The organism is Arthrobacter sp. NPDC056691 (assembly GCF_042791415.1).
Taxonomy (GTDB): domain Bacteria; phylum Actinomycetota; class Actinomycetes; order Actinomycetales; family Micrococcaceae; genus Arthrobacter.
Map to the genome: position 1 here is coordinate 1 of NZ_JBHTXX010000057.1, position 15,737 is coordinate 15,737.

At 67.2% G+C, this 15,737-nt stretch carries 15 protein-coding genes; 3 read left to right on the forward strand and 12 right to left on the reverse strand.

Annotation, left to right across the window (positions count from 1 at the left end):
- Positions 1 to 288: 288 nt before the first annotated feature.
- The 7 genes from ACFRAU_RS25650 to ACFRAU_RS25680 all read right to left on the reverse strand — a co-directional run bounded on the left by ACFRAU_RS25650 (position 289) and on the right by ACFRAU_RS25680 (position 5,755).
- On the reverse strand, positions 289 to 1,395 hold the full coding sequence (locus tag ACFRAU_RS25650) for a winged helix DNA-binding domain-containing protein (RefSeq protein WP_378001963.1): 1,107 nt from the start codon (positions 1,393 to 1,395) through the stop codon (positions 289 to 291).
- A 45-nt stretch (positions 1,396 to 1,440) separates the two neighbouring features.
- Positions 1,441 to 2,508, reverse strand: coding sequence for a UDP-N-acetylmuramate dehydrogenase (locus ACFRAU_RS25655; RefSeq protein ID WP_378001964.1), 1,068 nt, complete (start codon positions 2,506 to 2,508; stop codon positions 1,441 to 1,443).
- A 205-nt stretch (positions 2,509 to 2,713) separates the two neighbouring features.
- On the reverse strand, positions 2,714 to 3,151 hold the full coding sequence (locus ACFRAU_RS25660) for a MaoC family dehydratase (RefSeq protein WP_377996644.1): 438 nt from the start codon (positions 3,149 to 3,151) through the stop codon (positions 2,714 to 2,716).
- 2 nt (positions 3,152 to 3,153) lie between these two features.
- Positions 3,154 to 3,615, reverse strand: a complete 462-nt coding sequence (locus ACFRAU_RS25665; protein ID WP_003803911.1) for a MaoC family dehydratase N-terminal domain-containing protein — start codon at positions 3,613 to 3,615, stop codon at positions 3,154 to 3,156.
- 35 nt (positions 3,616 to 3,650) lie between these two features.
- On the reverse strand, positions 3,651 to 3,875 hold the full coding sequence (locus ACFRAU_RS25670) for a DUF3188 domain-containing protein (protein ID WP_377996645.1): 225 nt from the start codon (positions 3,873 to 3,875) through the stop codon (positions 3,651 to 3,653).
- Between the two features lie 47 nt (positions 3,876 to 3,922).
- Positions 3,923 to 4,864 carry a DUF2797 domain-containing protein gene (locus tag ACFRAU_RS25675; RefSeq protein ID WP_378001965.1) on the reverse strand — a complete coding sequence of 314 codons (942 nt, stop codon included), beginning with the start codon at positions 4,862 to 4,864 and terminating at the stop codon, positions 3,923 to 3,925.
- Positions 4,865 to 4,891: 27 nt separating this feature from the next.
- The gene (locus tag ACFRAU_RS25680; RefSeq protein WP_378001966.1) at positions 4,892 to 5,755 is read right to left on the reverse strand and encodes an HpcH/HpaI aldolase/citrate lyase family protein; all 864 of its coding nucleotides are present in this window, start codon (positions 5,753 to 5,755) and stop codon (positions 4,892 to 4,894) included.
- Between the two features lie 319 nt (positions 5,756 to 6,074).
- Between ACFRAU_RS25680 and ACFRAU_RS25685 the strand changes: the two genes are divergently transcribed.
- On the forward strand, positions 6,075 to 7,112 hold the full coding sequence (locus ACFRAU_RS25685; protein ID WP_378001967.1) for an ABC transporter substrate-binding protein: 1,038 nt from the start codon (positions 6,075 to 6,077) through the stop codon (positions 7,110 to 7,112).
- Positions 7,113 to 7,165: 53 nt separating this feature from the next.
- Complete coding sequence (locus ACFRAU_RS25690) at positions 7,166 to 8,086, forward strand: TauD/TfdA dioxygenase family protein (RefSeq protein ID WP_377996649.1); 921 nt, start codon at positions 7,166 to 7,168, stop codon at positions 8,084 to 8,086.
- 92 nt (positions 8,087 to 8,178) lie between these two features.
- Here ACFRAU_RS25690 and ACFRAU_RS25695 read toward each other — a convergent pair whose 3' ends face one another.
- The 5 genes from ACFRAU_RS25695 to ACFRAU_RS25715 form a co-directional block, all read right to left on the reverse strand.
- Positions 8,179 to 9,144: an aldo/keto reductase family oxidoreductase gene (locus tag ACFRAU_RS25695; protein WP_378001968.1), complete on the reverse strand. Its 966-nt coding sequence runs from the start codon at positions 9,142 to 9,144 to the stop codon at positions 8,179 to 8,181.
- A gap of 153 nt (positions 9,145 to 9,297) precedes the next feature.
- A complete protein-coding gene (locus tag ACFRAU_RS25700) occupies positions 9,298 to 11,007 on the reverse strand; it encodes a glycoside hydrolase family 13 protein (RefSeq protein ID WP_378001969.1) in 1,710 nt (569 codons plus the stop codon).
- Between the two features lie 52 nt (positions 11,008 to 11,059).
- A complete protein-coding gene (locus tag ACFRAU_RS25705) occupies positions 11,060 to 11,962 on the reverse strand; it encodes a carbohydrate ABC transporter permease (RefSeq protein ID WP_378001970.1) in 903 nt (300 codons plus the stop codon).
- Positions 11,962 to 12,909: a carbohydrate ABC transporter permease gene (locus tag ACFRAU_RS25710; protein ID WP_378001971.1), complete on the reverse strand. Its 948-nt coding sequence runs from the start codon at positions 12,907 to 12,909 to the stop codon at positions 11,962 to 11,964. Before ACFRAU_RS25710 ends, ACFRAU_RS25705 begins: the two co-directional genes overlap by 1 nt.
- A 23-nt stretch (positions 12,910 to 12,932) precedes the next feature.
- Positions 12,933 to 14,237 (reverse strand): ABC transporter substrate-binding protein, encoded by a 1,305-nt coding sequence (locus ACFRAU_RS25715; RefSeq protein WP_378001972.1) that lies wholly within the window; start codon positions 14,235 to 14,237, stop codon positions 12,933 to 12,935.
- Between the two features lie 230 nt (positions 14,238 to 14,467).
- Here ACFRAU_RS25715 and ACFRAU_RS25720 point away from each other — a divergent pair, with 230 nt between their 5' ends.
- Positions 14,468 to 15,670, forward strand: a complete 1,203-nt coding sequence (locus tag ACFRAU_RS25720) for an ROK family protein (RefSeq protein WP_378001973.1) — start codon at positions 14,468 to 14,470, stop codon at positions 15,668 to 15,670.
- The last annotated feature ends 67 nt before the right edge of the window (positions 15,671 to 15,737 follow it).

Below are 15,737 nucleotides of genomic sequence, written 5' to 3' on the forward strand. Positions count from 1 at the left end.
AGTTCCTCATCCACCGCATCAATCGCAGCGGCCGTCACATCCGTCACGGAGCTCTCCTTTTTCCTCAGGAGTTACACCGACAAATTTACAGTCCCACCAAACCTGAGGAAGCGTGCCAAATCAGGCGACCAAACATGAGGAAGCGTGCCAAATCAGGCGACCAAACCTGAGGAAGCGTGCCAAATCAGGCGAGCAAACCTGAGGAAGCGTAGCAATAAGGGCCACAAGATCTGAGGGAGGGTCGCAATTGTGCGGGGCGAGGGCGCGCGTCGGCTTCCGAGGCGCTCGTCAGGACGCGAGGAACCGCTCGTACCGCTCGGCGGCGCGGTGAAAACCCGCCAAGGCCGCCGGGCCGAGGGGTCTGGTGTCGTCGAAGGGAACGGGCACGACGGCGGCTGCCCGCCCGTTCCCCTGCCTCGCCCAGGTGCCGGTCACCTTGCCGCCGGCAACGACGGCCTTCTTGAACACCCCGTTGCCGCCGGGGACGATCTTTTGCGCATGCTCGGGCGGCAGCACGATGCTCCGGTCCGTGTAGCCGAGGACGAACTCGTCGAACCCCGGCAGGGCAAGGACCGTGCGTTGCCCCGGCACGCCGTCGTCCAGCAGCGTGGCGACCTCGGGCGACAGCCAGTACCGGGTGCCGTCGTGATCAAGCTCCACCAATTCGCCGCTCACCGCTGGCAGGGCACGCCGCACCTCAGTCAAAGGAATGCTGGACCACCAGGCGAAGTCACGCAGCGTGGCGGGCCCGTGGCCGCGCAGGTACCTCAGCAGCAGCTCTGCGATCCCCTCCTCACGGCCCAGGTCCCGTGAAGACGTGATCCACCGGTCGAAGGCAACGAACTTCTGCTGGTTTCCGTCCAGCGGCCCCTGCACAAGTGCGGCGCTCTGGCATAGCAACCACAGCAGGTGTATGCCGCGCTGTGCTTTGGTGGCCTGCCCGGCCGCTTCGAAAGCCCCAAACAGCTCCGCTCGGCTGGCCGCCCGGCCGCCGTCCACCAGACCCAAGGCCACCTCCCGGCACGATTCGACGTCAGTGCCGGTTATCTCCAGCTGCCGGTGCCGCCCCGCCGTGCCCTGGACGAGCCGGGCCGTGGTGATGTCCAGGATCCAGCGCAGATCCTCAGGCGCGAGCAGATGCAGGGTCCCGCGCATCGGCCAGGACCGGACCACAGACCCGTCATCCAGGGCCCTGCGGACGTCGCTCAGGCCCGCGCCGGGAACCCGCAGCCCCACGGCCCACAGCGCCGACTGGAGATCCTGGGCCTGCATCGCGGTCATGGCACGGACGGCCGCCGGCACGCCGTCGAAGCCGGATCCCAGCAGCCCCTGCGACGCCAGCCGCAGCCGGCCCATCACGTTGTTCGAAACCCGGGTCCTCACCGCAGCAGCCATGCGCCCATCCTAGGACGCCCGGCAACGGAGCGGGCGGCCGCAACGCTACAGCGTGAGGCCGATCAGGAGCGGTTCGGGGTGCAGTTCAATGCCAAAACGCCCGACGACGCCAGCACGCACCTCGCGTGCGATCGCGACCATGTCGGCGGCGCTGGCCGAGCCGCGGTTGGTGATGGCCAGGGTGTGCTTCGTGGACAGCGAGGCCCGGCCGCCGGAGACGCTCCCGTCCTCCAGCCCGAAGCCCTTGCCGAAGCCTGCGTGGTCAATCAGCCAGGCAGCAGACAGCTTGACCTGGCCGTCAGCGCCGCCCGGGTACTGCGGCGCGGACTCCGGAAGCCCTGCCGCCGCCTCGGCCGGAACGATCGGGTTGGTGAAGAACGAACCCGTGGAGTAGGTGTCACGGTCCGCCGGGTCCAGCACCATGCCCTTGGAGGCACGCAGCCGCAGAACCTCGCGGCGGACGTCGTTCGAGTAGGCACGCTGGCCCTGCTCGACGCCCAGGACCCGCGCCAGCTCGGCATAGCGGACAGGTGCGCTCATGCGGCCCAGCGGAAGCTGGAACTCGACAGTGAGCACAACGTAGCGCGGGGACCCGTTGACGGTGGTCTGTTTGAGGATCGAATCCCGGTACCCGAACTTCAGCTCCGAGCTGGTGAAGGTCTGCACGGCGTTGCGCTCCCGGTCCCAGGTGCGGACCGCGGCAATGGTCTGCGAGACGTCCGCGCCGTACGCGCCGACGTTCTGCACCGGAGTGGCGCCGGTGGCGCCGGGGATCCCGGACAGGGCTTCGAGCCCGGACCAGGCGTGGAGCACGGCGTGTTCCACGAGCGCATCCCAGTTGTGGCCGGCCTGAACCACCACGGATACGCCGCCGCAGGAGTCTTCCGCGCTGACGGTGAAGCCCTCCGAGGCGATCTTCAGGACGGTTCCGGGGAACCCGTCGTCGGAAATCAGCAGGTTGGAGCCGCCGCCGATGATCAGCAACTGCTCCCCGGCGGCGTCCGCGGCGCGCACCGCCTCGATGATCTCGGCCTCGGTGCGGGCCTCGACGTATGTGCCGGCAGGACCGCCGACGGCGGCCGTGGTCAGATCGGAAAGCATTGTGGGAGTCACCAGTCCAGCCTATGGGAAAGTAAGTAACTTCAAGTGACATCAAGTAACTTCAGGGAAGCTAACCGAAAACTAGGGAAGTTTGCGGGCCACCGGGGCGTGAGGCCAAGGCCGTCGCGGATCGCCGGCAGGCGCGAGACCCAGGACGCGTTGCGCCACAGGGTGACTCCCGCGCCTGGACGGCGGTGGAACTCAAGACAGCATCACGTCACGCCAACCGGACGAGGGCCTGGGCCTTCACGAGGACCTTCTGGCCGTCGTACACCACGGTGAGGTCCACGCGTGCGGTGCGCGCCTCGGCATCCAGCGCGCCGACGGCGCCGCTGACATCGATCACGGCACCGGCGTCACCGGTTCCCGTGGTGTCGGTGACCAGCACCGGCTTGGTGAAACGCGTCTGGTAATCGACGACGGCGGCCGGGTCACCGGCCCAGTCGCTGACCAGCTGCACGGCGGCACCCATGGTGAACATGCCGTGGGCGATGACGCCGGGAAGCTCCACGCCCGTGGCGAAGGCCTCGTTCCAGTGGATGGGGTTGAAGTCGCCGGAGGCGCCGGCGTACTTGACCAGGTCCTGCCGGGTCACCCCGATGCTGCGGCTGCCGATGTCCTGGCCGACGCTGAGTTCTTCGAATGTGGGGCTCATGGCTACTGTCCCTCTCCGCGGACCAGGATGGATGACTTGGTGGTGGATACCGGCTCGCGGCCGTCCCCGTCCGTCAGTGCGAAAATCTCGCTGCGGGTGGTGATCATGGCGCCGCCGCCCATGGCGCGCACGCCGTCGACGTGCAGCTCGGCGACGAGCCGGTCACCGGCAAAGATCGGACGGTGGTGGGTGAAACGCTGGTCGGCGTGGACGACGCGGGAGAAGTCGATGCCCGCCTCCGGGTCCTCGATCAGCTGGGCGTCGGCGCGCTGCGCGATAATGATCGCGAACGTGGGCGGTGCCACGAGGTCGGGGTGGCCCAGGCCCTGTGCGGCGTCGACGTCGAAGTGGGCGGGGTGGGTGGCCTTGACGGCGCGGGCGAACTCGCGGATTTTCTCGCGGCCGACGTCATACACCTCTGCGGCAGGGTAGCTTCGGCCCTGCAGGTCCGGATTGATAGTCATGGGTTCAAGCCTATCGGGGCCGGCGCGCGGGTTTCCTACTTGGGGATGTTCTTCCGCACACTCTGGCCGCGGACCACCAGGCCCACCATGTGCAGCACCAGGCCCGCACCGATCACCGGCAGGGACCCGATCATGAGCCCCCGGTTGGCGGTGACATTGCCGGCGATGTTGAGGATGAGGCCCACGGCGATGAGGCCCATCGCGGTGAAGACCAGGATTTTGTAGGACTTGGGCGCGGTGACCCAGAATTCGTGCAGCACCGTGCCAGTTTACCCAGTCAGGCTGCGCGCCCCCAGAAACGGCGTCCTCAGAACAGGGCTTCCTGCACCGCCGGCACCTCCGAGCTGTACTCCCCCGGTTCCACCAGCCGCCCTTTCAACAGCCCGAGGTTCACCACGAAGTCCAGCTCCGAGCCGTCCAGGCCAGCCAGACCGTGGGCTCCGCACAGGGCTTTGAGCGTGAAACCGTGGCTTCCCCCGTGCATCTCGTGCGGATAGGCGTGCCGGGAAGCGGCCACGCAGATGGCCGCAGCCTGCGCCGGGCGGACCCACTGCTCATCCACAATGGTGAAACCCCCGACGGCGGTGCCCGCCAGCAGCGTCCGCACGTCTTCCGCGCGGCGCCGGTTGAGGCGGTCAAGCTCGACGCCGGGGAGCGGGGCCGTCAGTGCGGCGGACTTCGTCGCGCCGCGCAACTGCTGGGCAAGACCGGCTTCGCTCGTGGCCAAATCCTCCAGGACACGCACCACCCGCCCGTCCTCCGCCAGGGCGACGTAACGGGCAACCACCGCACCCTGCTCAGCCAGCCGGTTCCATTTGCGCGGCTGCGAGGCCGTGCCGATCTTGCTGGCACCGTTGGCGAACGTGGCGACGTAGAGCCAGTGCGGCTGCATCAGGTAGTCCCGCAGGCCGGCAGGAACCCGTCCGCCGCGGTGGAAGTCGTGGATCAGCCGGGTATCGTCAGCGAACTGGCAGGGCTCGCACTGGCTGCCCCGGACCGCGTGGGCACCGTCCGGGCACGTCACGTGCCGGCGCTCGGTTGCGGAGAAAACCCTGGTGTGGCCGAGGCAGTGCCTGGCGCCGTCCGCCACCCGGAACCCGAGCCGGGTGCCGGCGTCGAGCATCATCTCACTGAACCCGCCGGAATGGTGCTGGAGGCGCAGAACCGGGCTGCCGCCGTCGGACGCTGCGGAAGCGGCCGGCGGCCCATCCCAAAAGACCCCGTGCACCAGATAACGGGTATCTGTCACGGGGCCTCCTGGTGATGCTGATGGCGCTTAGAGCGCGGGCTGCACGCCAAACGCTACCGCGAGCTTCATGATCTTCTCTGCGCGGCCGAGGCGGGGCAGGTCGGAGCCGTCACGGATGACGCGGCCATTGGCCTCAAAGTCGGCCATGAAGTCGGTGGCCCAGGCGACGTCCGACGGCGTGGGGCTGATGACCTCGTTGATGACGCTGGTCTGGTCGATCGCGAGGCAGAGCTTTCCGGTCATGCCCATCATCACCGTGACGCCGGTCTGCTCGCGCAGGATCGGGTGGTTGGTGCCCACGGTGGGTCCGTCGATGGGGCCGGGCAGGTTGCCCACCCGGCTGGCGACGACGAGCTTGGCGCGCGGGTAGGCCATGGCCTCCTGGGTGTTTGCCATGCCGGTGTCGCGGCGGAAGTCGCCGGAGCCGAACGCGAGGCGGAATGCGCCCTGGGCCTTGGCGATGTGGTTGGCTTCCTCGATGCCGAGCGCGGATTCCACGAGCGGGATGACGGGCGTCTTGCCGTCCATGCGGTGGAAGGACTCGGTGACCTGGTCAGCGGACTCCGTCTTGGCTAGCATGACGCCGAGCAGGCCGGGGGTGCCGCGCAGGCCCGCGAGGTCGTCGGCCCAGAACTTGCTGGTGGCGTCGTTGATGCGCACCCAGGCCTGGCCGCCGCCGGCGAGCCAGTTGACGACGTTCTCGCGGGCGACGTCCTTTTGCGAGGGGTCCACGGCGTCTTCAATGTCCAGGATGATCGAGTCCGCGCGGGACACGGCAGACTGGTCGAAAAGCTCGGTCTTCATTGCGTTGACGAGCAGCCACGACCGGGCGATCTCGGCGGGGATGTTGCGTTCTTGCCGGGTGATCTCGGCGGTGGAAATAGACGTCATGGTTCTACCGTATCGGGCGGGCACCCGTATGCGCGACGCAGATCAGCTCCACAGGGCAGACCAATACGAACAAAAGGGGCAGTCTACCCCCGCCGGCGCGGCTCCCCGGCACCGCCCGTCACACCGATTCACCGTCCGCAACGGGGCGCCTCATGACCCGCTGTTGCGCCGTGTTTCCGCGGATTTCCAACGGTTTCCCGCCGTGACCCGGGCACTTTCCCGCGTCCTGTCGAGTGCGCTTACATCTATCCATCGGCCGTTGCAGCGGCCGCCAAGAACCTGGCCAACAAGCCAACCAACCCCCTGAAGGAACCCCCCAATGAAACGACACCTGACCATCCTGAGTGCTGCGGCCGCCGTCGTCATCGCCCTGACGGTGTCCGGCTGCGGCGGGAGCGCCGCCGGCGATAACACAGGCGGCACCGGAGCTCCCGGCGCCAATGAAGTCAAGGAGCTCCGCTACCAGGGCTGGGCCAACAACGTCACCCTTCCCGAACTGGCGCAGGACCTCGGCTACCTGGGCGACGTCAAACTGAACTGGGTGGGCAACACCATCAGCGGCCCGCAGGACATCCAGTCCGCAGCGACGGGCCAGACGGACTTCGGCGGCGCCTTCGCTGGCGCCGTGGTGAAGCTCAAGGAAGCCGGCGCGCCGGTAAAGGCCGTCATCAACTACTACGGCGAGGACAGCAAGACCTTCAACGGCTACTACGTGAAGGCAGACAGCCCGATCAAGACCGCCCGGGACTTCATCGGCAAGAAGATCGCCGTGAACACCCTCGGCGCTCACTCCGAGGCCGTCATCAACACGTACCTCCGCAAGAACGGTCTCAGCGACGAGGAGATCAAGCAGGTCCAGCTGGTGGTGGTGCCGCCGAACGACACGGAGGAAGCCATCCGCCGCGGACAGGTGGACGCCGGGGCCCTGGGCAGCATCCTGCAGGACAAGGCCGTCGCCGCCGGCGGGCTGCGGTCCGTCTTCAGCGACTTCGACCTGTTCGGCACCTTTGCCGGCGGACCCTACGTCTTCCGCGAAGACTTCATCGCCCAGAACCCCAACACGGTCCGGACCTTCACCACCGGCGTCGCCAAGGCCATCGAGTGGGAGCGCGCCACGCCCCGCAAGGACGTCATTGCCCGGCTCACCAAGATCCTGAAGGACCGTGGTCGCAACGAGAACCCCGCCGCCCTGCAGTACTGGAAGAGCGTCGGCGTCCCCGCCAAGGGCGAGATCAAGGACGAGGACTTCACGCGCTGGGAGGAGTACCTGAAGTCCGTGGGCATCATCAAGTCCGACCTCGACGCCAAGAGCCTGTACACCAACGAGTTCAACGGTCTCCTGACCGGCTCAAAGTAAACCGCCCGATCCAAGAGTTCAAACTAACCGCAGCACGAAGTGAGGAAAGAACGATGACTGTCATTACCGAAACGAAGCTCGAATTCTCCAAGCTGGGCTCCCGCATCGGCGCCGAAATCCGCGGCCTGGACCTTAGCGGCGATCTGTCCGCAGAGACCGTTGCAGAGATCCGCGCGGCCCTCAACGAGCACAAGGCCCTCGTGTTCCGCGAAGCCAACATCCTCTCCGACGAGGCGCAGGTGAAGTTCGCCAGCCACTTCGGCCCGCTCACCAAGGCGCACCCCACCGTGGCGTCCGTGGAGGGCGAGGAGAACGTCCTGCCGGTGGACAGCGAGAACGGTTCGGCCAACAACTGGCACACCGATGTCACGTTCGTGGTCAACCCGCCGCAGGCGTCCACCCTGCGCAGCATTGACCTGCCGGCCTACGGCGGCGAGACCCTGATTGCCTCCTCCGCCGGCGCCTACAGCGACCTGCCGGACGAGCTGCGGAACTTCGCCGACACCCTGTGGGCAATCCACACCAACGACTACGACTACTCGGTGCCCAAGAACCTGGAGCACGCCAACGCCGAAGAGCGCCGCAAGGAGTTCACCCGGCTCAAGTTCGAGACGGCCCACCCCGTGGTCCGCGTCCACCCGCTGACCGGCGAGCGCGGACTGTTCATCGGGGGCTTCGCGCAGCGCCTGCGGATCGTGGGTCTGTCCAACACCGAGTCCAAGGACATCATCCGGCTGCTCCAGGCCTACGTGACCCGTCCCGAGAACGTGGTCCGCGTGAACTGGGAGCCCAACCAGCTGGTGCTCTTCGACAACCGGATCACCCAGCATTACGCCCCGGACAACTACGACGGCCAGCCGCGCAAGCTCAACCGCGTCACCATCGCCGGCGACATCCCTGTGAGCGTGGACGGCAAGCAGAGCCAGGCGCTGAAGGGTGATGCCTCCACGTACTCGGAGATCGCCCCGCTCTAGGGTGTTCAGCTCTAGGGTTGTCCGGCCCAGGTAGGTCGCAGCACAGGGCGTTCCCAGCGGTGGGAACGCCCTCAGCTGCGACCTACATGGGTTTAAGGGATGTTGCTGCCCCGGGCCGTGACCCACAGCCGGTACCACTCGGCCCGGGTCATGGCCTCGGCGGCGCGGGCGGCCCCGGCACAGGCACGGATGCGGTCCGGGTTGGCCGAGCCGATGACCGGCGCGATCCCGGCGGGGTGCTTCATCAGCCACCCCAGCAGCACCGCCTCCACGGTGGTGTCCTTCTCCCGGGCCATCTCCGCCAGCAGCGCGGCCGTGGCGTTCTCGGCAGGAGTGGGCCTCTCGGGCGGGTTGCCGGTGTAGTGGCCGCGGGCCAGCGCACCGTAGGCCTGCAGCGTGATCCCCTGCCGGGCGCAGTACTCCAGCGTCCCGTGCGGAAAGCTGTAGCTGTGGGCATCGGAATGGTTGACCAGCACGGTGCTCTCCAGCCAGTCGCGCTTGAGCAGGCTGAGTTCGAGCTGGTTGGCCACCACCGGGGTCTCGAGGCTGTCCTGCAGGAACTCGATCTGGGCGGCGGACATGTTGGACACACCCAGCGCCCGCACCTTGCCCTCCGCCATCATCTTCCCGACGGCGGCCGCCACCTCCGCGGGGTCCATCAGCGGGTCCGGGCGGTGCAGCAGGAGGATGTCCACGTAGTCGGTGCGCAGCCGTTCGAGGCTGCCGTTGACGCGCTCGATGATGGCGTCCGCGCTCAGGTCGTAGTGGGTCTCCAGCCCCCGCTCGTTCAGCCGGATCCCGCATTTGGTCTGCAGCTGGATGCGCTCCCGCAGCCCGCTGGTGCCGGCCAGGACCTCGCCGAACACCGCCTCGGATTTTCCGTGCCGGTAGATGTCGGCGTGGTCGAACAGCGTGACGCCGATGTCCAGCGCCGCATCGATCGCCTCGGCCGCGGCCTCGACGTCGGTGATTTCGTGGGGCTCGGTCGACCAGTCCCCGCCGAGGCCCATGCAGCCGTATAGCATCCGGCCATAGGGGGCCGCAGTTTGTTCAGTCATGGCATCACTCTTTCACTTGTTGCGCGCCCCCGCACAGAGGCTGCCCGGGGTACCCAGGAAGGCGGTTAAGCGGGCGCGCTGGCGGACCCCGGTCAAGACCGGGGTCCGCCAGCGGCTTGCTATTCAGTCGGCGGTCAGCGCAGCCAGTTGGAGTCAGCGCAGCCAGGCCGTGGTGTTGGCCGGCAGCTTGCCGCCTTCCAGCGGGGCGCTGCTCACCAGCACGGCGCCGGCGGGAAGGTCGACGGCGGTGTCCCCGAAGTTGGTGACCGCCTGCCAGCCGCCGGGACGGCTGAAGTGCAGGACGTCCGGGTTTCCGGTTTCGATCCACCCCAGCTCTTCGTCGGCCTGCAGCTCGCGGCGGAGCTTCAGGGCAGTGCGGTAGAGCTCCAGCGTGGAGCCCTGGGTGCCGTCCTCGGCCTCGACGGCGTACTTGCTGAACCAGCCGGGCTGCGGCAGGTGCGCACCGCCGTCGCCGAAACCGAAGGACGTGCCCTCCACGGCCCACGGCAGCGGCACGCGGCAGCCGTCGCGGCCCACTTCCACTCCCCTGTTGCGGAAGAACGACGGGTCCTGGCGCTCGGATTCGGGGATGTCCGCCACTTCCTGCAGGCCCAGTTCCTCGCCCTGGTACAGGTAGGCGGAGCCGGGCAGCGCGAGCATCAGGAGCGTGGCGGCGCGGGCTCGGCGCAGGCCGAGTTCGACGTCGAGGTCCTTTTCCGGTCCGCCGGCCAGCAGCCAGTCCTTGCCGTCCTGGCCCTTGGCGTGCTTGCCTTTGGAGCCCTTGGGCAGGCCGTAGCGGGTGGCGTGCCGGACGACGTCGTGGTTGGAGAACACCCAGGTGGAGGAGGCGCCGGTGGCGGCGGCCTCTGCCAGGTTGCGGGTGATGATCTCGTGGAATTCCTCGGCGTCGAAGTCGGCCTGCAGGAGGTCGAAGTTGAAGGCCTGGCCCAGGCCTTCGGGGCTGGCGTAGCGGGCCCGGCGGGTGGCGTGCACCCAGGCCTCGGCGACGGCGGTGCGCGGCGGGTTGTACTCGTTGAAGACCTCGCGCCATTCGGCGTAGACCTCGTGCACTTCGTCGCGGTCCCAGAACGGGTGTGACCCGTCGTCGAACCCGTCCGTTCCGGTGTTGGCGGCGCTCAGTTCCAGCTTGGAGAGCAGCGGCTCGGTGAGGTCCTTGGTGAGCGCGTGTGCCACATCAACGCGGAAGCCGTCCACGCCGCGGTCCGACCAGAAGCGCAGCGTCTTGAGGAAGTCGTCGCGGATTTCCCGGTTGGCCCAGTTCAGGTCCGGCTGCTCCTTGGCGAAGATGTGCATGTACCACTGGCCGGGGGTGCCGTCCGGTTCGGTGATGCGCTCCCAGGCGGGGCCGCCGAAGACGGAGTCCCAGTCCGACGGCGGGAACTCGCCGTTGGGGCCCTTGCCGTCCCGGAAGATGTAGCGGTCCCGGGCCGGGGAGCCCTTCGGGGCGGCGAGGGCTTCCCTGAACCATTCGTGCCGGTCCGAGGAGTGGTTCGGGACGATGTCGGCGATCAGCTTGATGCCCGCGGCGTGGAGGGCGCCGGCCATCTCGTCAAAGTCCTCCAGCGTGCCGAGCTTCGGGTCCACGTTGCGGTAGTCATCCACGTCGTAGCCGCCGTCGGCGAGCGCCGAGGGGTAGAACGGGCTGAGCCAGACCGCGTCGATTCCAAGCGTCTTCAGGTACGGGACCTTGGCCGTGATGCCCCGGATGTCGCCCAGGCCGTCGCCGTTCGAGTCGGAAAAGCTGCGGGGGTAGATCTGGTAGACGGACGCCTGGCGCCACCAGTTCGGATCGGCCAGGCGGTCGGAATCGGAAAGGGTTGCCAGCGTGGCGGTGGAGGACAAGGGATGATCCTTTTCTTGTGGTTGGTGTTGTTGCTGGACTGGTTTGATGGGTCTACTTGACGGCCCCGCGCATGACTCCGGACAGTACCCAACGCTGGGCCAGGATGTAAACCACCAAAGTGGGAGCCATGGCCATCAGGTACGACGCGAACGCGAGGCTGTAGTTGGTGTTGAACTCTCCCTGGAAGAGCATCTGCACCACTGGAAGGGTCTGCAGGGCGGGGTCGGCGATCATCATCTGAGGCAGCAGGAAGTCGTTCCATGAGCCGAGGAAGGCGAAGATGCCCACGGTGGCGTTCATGGGGGCCAGCAGCGGGAAGATGATCTTGCGGAACACCTGCCAGGTGGTGGCGCCGTCGAGCCGGGCCGATTCCTCCAGCTCCACCGGAATGGAGCGGACGAAGGCGATGTACAGCAGCGTGTTGAACGAGATGCCGCCCAGCACGTGCAGGAACACCACGCCGCCGGGGTTGTCCAGGCCGAGGAGGGCCGTCTGCTTGATCAGCGGCAGGATGATCACCGGAAACGGGATGAACATGGCCGAGAGCAGGTAGACGAAGGAGCCCCGGAAGAACCTCCGGTTCCAGTTCCTGGCGATGGCATAGGCCACGAGCGAGCTGCAGGCCAGCGAACCGAGGACGCTGAATACGGTGACGAACGCCGTCGACATAAAGGCCCGCGGGAAATTCGTTGCCACGTAGGCGGCGCCGAAGTTCTCCCAGTTCACCGGACTGGGCCATTCCAGCCCCGTGCCCGTTCCGATCTGGTCCGGGGACTTCAGGGCCATGGCCACGGTGAAGTACAGCGGGAGCAGCACGGTCAGCGAGGCCACCAGCATCAGCGCGGTGAGCCACCAGTTGATCTTGTAGCCTTCCCGGCCGGAGCGGTTTTTCCGGCGGACCGGGGTGGTACCGGGACGGGCCGGGCGGCGTGCGGTCAGCGGAAATGCAGTCATTAGAGTGAAACCCCCCGGCGCTGGATGAGGCGCAGCTGGATGACGGAGATGAGCAGGGTGATCAGGAAGTAGATGACAGCGTTCGCCATCTGGTAGGAGTAGTCCCCGCCCGTGAAGCCGGAGAAGATGCGCATGGCCACGGACTGGGTGGCCATGCCCGGGCCGCCGCCGGTGAGGCCGACGATGATCTCGTAGGTGCCCAGGAAGCCCTTGAAGCCGAGGATCACGTTGATGACGAGATATCCGAGGATGAGCGGCAGGGTCAGGCTCAGGAACTGCCGCACGCTGCCGGCGCCGTCGAGGTCCGCTGCTTCGTAGACCTCGGACGGGACACTCTGCAGCCCGGCCAGGTAGATGATCGTGGCGCCGGGAGCCGCCTGCCAGACCGTGACCAGAACGATGGCCAGCCAGGCGAGGTTCTCGTTGGCCAGGATGCTCGTGGCCAGCGGGGTCACGCCGAGGCTGTCCGCCAGCACGGGCAGGGTGTTGGAGAACAGGTAGTTGAACACGAAGGACACCACCAGGGCGGAGAGCACCATCGGGATGAAGAACACGGTGCGGATGCCGGTGCGCCACTTGATCTTCGCGTTCAGGCCGAGCGCGATCGCCAGTGCCACGACGTTGACCACCACGGTGGTGGTCAGGGCGAACACGAACGTGAAGATGTAGGACTGCAGGATCGCGGGGTCCCGGAAGATGTTGATGTAGTTGGACAGTCCGATGAACTTCCAGTCACCGTAGCCGGCGTAGTTCGTCAGGCTGAAGAACACGCCCACGAGCGCGGGCAGCGTGATGAAGAAGGCGAACAGCGCCAGGACCGGCACCACCATCCAGTAGTACGCCGGATCGATGCGGCCCTTGGCGCGGACGGTGCGCTGCGGTGTCTTCTGGGGAACGGTCGTGGCGGCGGGCAGGGCTGCCTGCGCCGACTCTGAGGTTGTAGTCATGGGGGCTCCTGGATTCGGGCGGGTCAGACCGCGGTGCGCTCGGCGACGCGGCGCCATTCGTCGTCGAGGGCGGAAAGGAATTGCTCGCCGTTCTTGCCGTACACAAAGGATTGGATGTAGTTGTACAGCGGTACCGACGGCGGGAAGTAGGTGGTGGCTCCCTGGTAGTACCGGCCCTCCCGGACGGAGGCGGCGAGGCCGGTGATCTGGGGATTTTCGACGGCGGGAGCTTCCTTGAGCGGCGAGAACGCCGCGTTCTTTTCGTTGTAGGCGTTCACCACGGAGGGGTCCAGCAGGTAGCTGACGAACCGCCATGCCGCCGCCATGTTCCGGGTGTTTCGCGGGATGGACAGGGCCATGTCCACGTTGACCCGGGCCTTGGTGTCCGCGGGGTTGTTCGTGACGGGCAGCGGGAAGCTGCCGAGCCTGACGTCCTTGTTGGCGGCCACCAGCTGGGACAGCGCCCACGGCCCCTGCAGGTACATGGCCGCCTGGCCCTTGGCGAACGCGGCATTGCCGTCCGCGTAGTTCTTGCTCGCGGCGCCCTTCTGTGAGAGGGCTGCCAGCTCAAGCATCTTGGGCAGGACCGGACCGAAATTGCTGGTGAACGACTCCTTGGCGTCTTCGCTAATGGCGGCACCCTTAGCGGTGAGCTTCGCGAAAAAGTCGGCGACGTCCAGGGAGCCGCCCGCGAGGTAGTCGAACATCCCCTGCCCGAGGGTCCAGCTGTCCTTGAAGGTCCCGTAGATGGGGGTGATGCCGGCGGCCCTGAATTTCCCGCAGGCCGCGACGAACTCGTCCCAGGTGGCGGGGACCTGTACGCCGTGGGCTTCGAAAATGTCGCGGTTGTAGATGACTCCGGCGGCGGCCAGGGAGAACGGCAGGGCGCTGGTCTCGTGCCCGTTGTACTGTCCCCAGGAGCTGACAAGGTCCTGCACCTTGGGGTCGATGGTGGCCGCCGCGGGCAGGTCCGAGAGGTCCGCAAACACGCCCTTGCGCACGAAGTCGGCGGTGGCCTGGGCGAAGCCGCGGGTCACGACGTCCGGCGGATCGTTGCGGACCAGGCCCGGGACGAAGTTGCCCTCGTTGAAGTCCTGGATGACGCGGATGTCCGGGTTGAGTGCCTCGAAGTCCTGGATGACCCGGTTGAAGTAGGCCACTACCTCGGGCTTGTTCTGCATGAAGCGCAGCGTGGTGGTGCCGTTCTGGCTGCTGGGCACGGAACCGCCGGGCACGGAACCGCAGCCTGCCAGCGGCAGGACGGCTGCCGCGCCGGCGAGCCCGGCAGCCTTGAACAGCGCCCGCCGGCTGAGCGGAGTCGCGCTCACAGTGCGGAGGCCGGGGCGGAGTGGTGGCAGGTGGCGCGGCGTTGCGGTTTCCGGAGTTGGCGGTGCTTCGAAGGGCTGTTCACAGTTGCTCCTTTGCAAAAGGGCTGAGGAAAAAGCTGGAAGGAGAATTCCGTGGCCGGCGGCCGTCCGGCCCACGTTGGTAGTTTATATGGAATCTAAATTTAGTTCCTCAAGTATTATGTGGGGAAGAGCACAAGGAGGTCAACACCATGTCCGAGATGACGGCGGCCACGCCGCAGCTGCTGCGCCGGGTGAGCGCCGGAGCTGTCCTGGATTTCATGCGCGCCTCGGGTGCGGTGACAGTTACCGAGGTCATCCAGGCCACCGGCCTGACCCGGGCCACCGCCATCTCCGTGTGCGAGGACCTCATGCAGCGCGGGTGGATCACCGAGCTGGAGAACCAGCGCGCCTTTGGCGGTTACCAGAAGGGACGTCCCGCCCGGCGGTTCGAACTCAATGAGCGTGCAGGGTACGTCCTGGGAATGGACGTGGGCTTCTCCAAGGCCACAGTGGTGGTCTCCGATCTTCGCGGCAAGGCGCTGGGACGGGCCAGCCAGCCGTTTGAGATTGAGGACATGTCCGCCGAGGAACGCGTGGCGGTCATTGACCGGGCCGCCGCCATGGCCCTGCGCAGTGTGGGGGCCTCCCCCGACGCCGTGCTGGCCGTGTGCGCCGGCATCGCCGCCCCTGTGGACCGGAACGGCAACATCCTGGCGGCCCAGCACTTTTGGGGGCTGTTCGACGTCGGCCTCAAGTCCGCGCTGCACAAGCTGCACGGGTGGACGGTGCTGCTGGAGAACGATGCCAACCTCGCGGCCCTTGGCGAACGGTGGCGGGGCGCGGCGGAAGGTGTGGACGACGTCGTCGTGATCCTGGCGAGTGAACGCTTCGGTTCCGGCGTCATTGAAGACGGCCGCCTGCTGCATGGCAGCGGGGGCGGCGCGGGTGAACTCGCGTACCTGGACCTGGTGGAGGGAGTGGGCGACACCTTCGGCATCGCCATGCTGGCACGCACCTGGGCTGCGGAGGCATTGGCGGGCAGTGCGAAGACGTCGCTGCGCGAGCACGCCGCCACGGGGGCCGAGGCGGAACACGTCTTTGCCGCTGCCGCCGCGGGTGATGCGGAGGCCCTGAAGATCCTGGACCGCCTGGCCGACAGGATGGCCCGGGTGATCGGCTCGGTGGCCACCATGATCAACCCCGAGCTCGTGGTGATCGGCGGCGCGGTGGCCAACTCTGCGGGTGTCCTTCTCGGGCCCATTGCTGCCCGGCTGCCGGAGTTCACGGCCACCGCACCGCGGGTGGCGGCCTCGCCACTGGGCGATTCCATCGTCACCGTGGGCGCGGTCCGGCGGGCCCTGGACTACGTGGAGACGAACACCCTGGACCTGGAGCTCAACGTCCCGGCCTGAGCCGCCCTACGAGCCCAGCGCGAACGTACACTTAAGCCCCGCACCCGCCGGGGCTTAAGTGTACGTT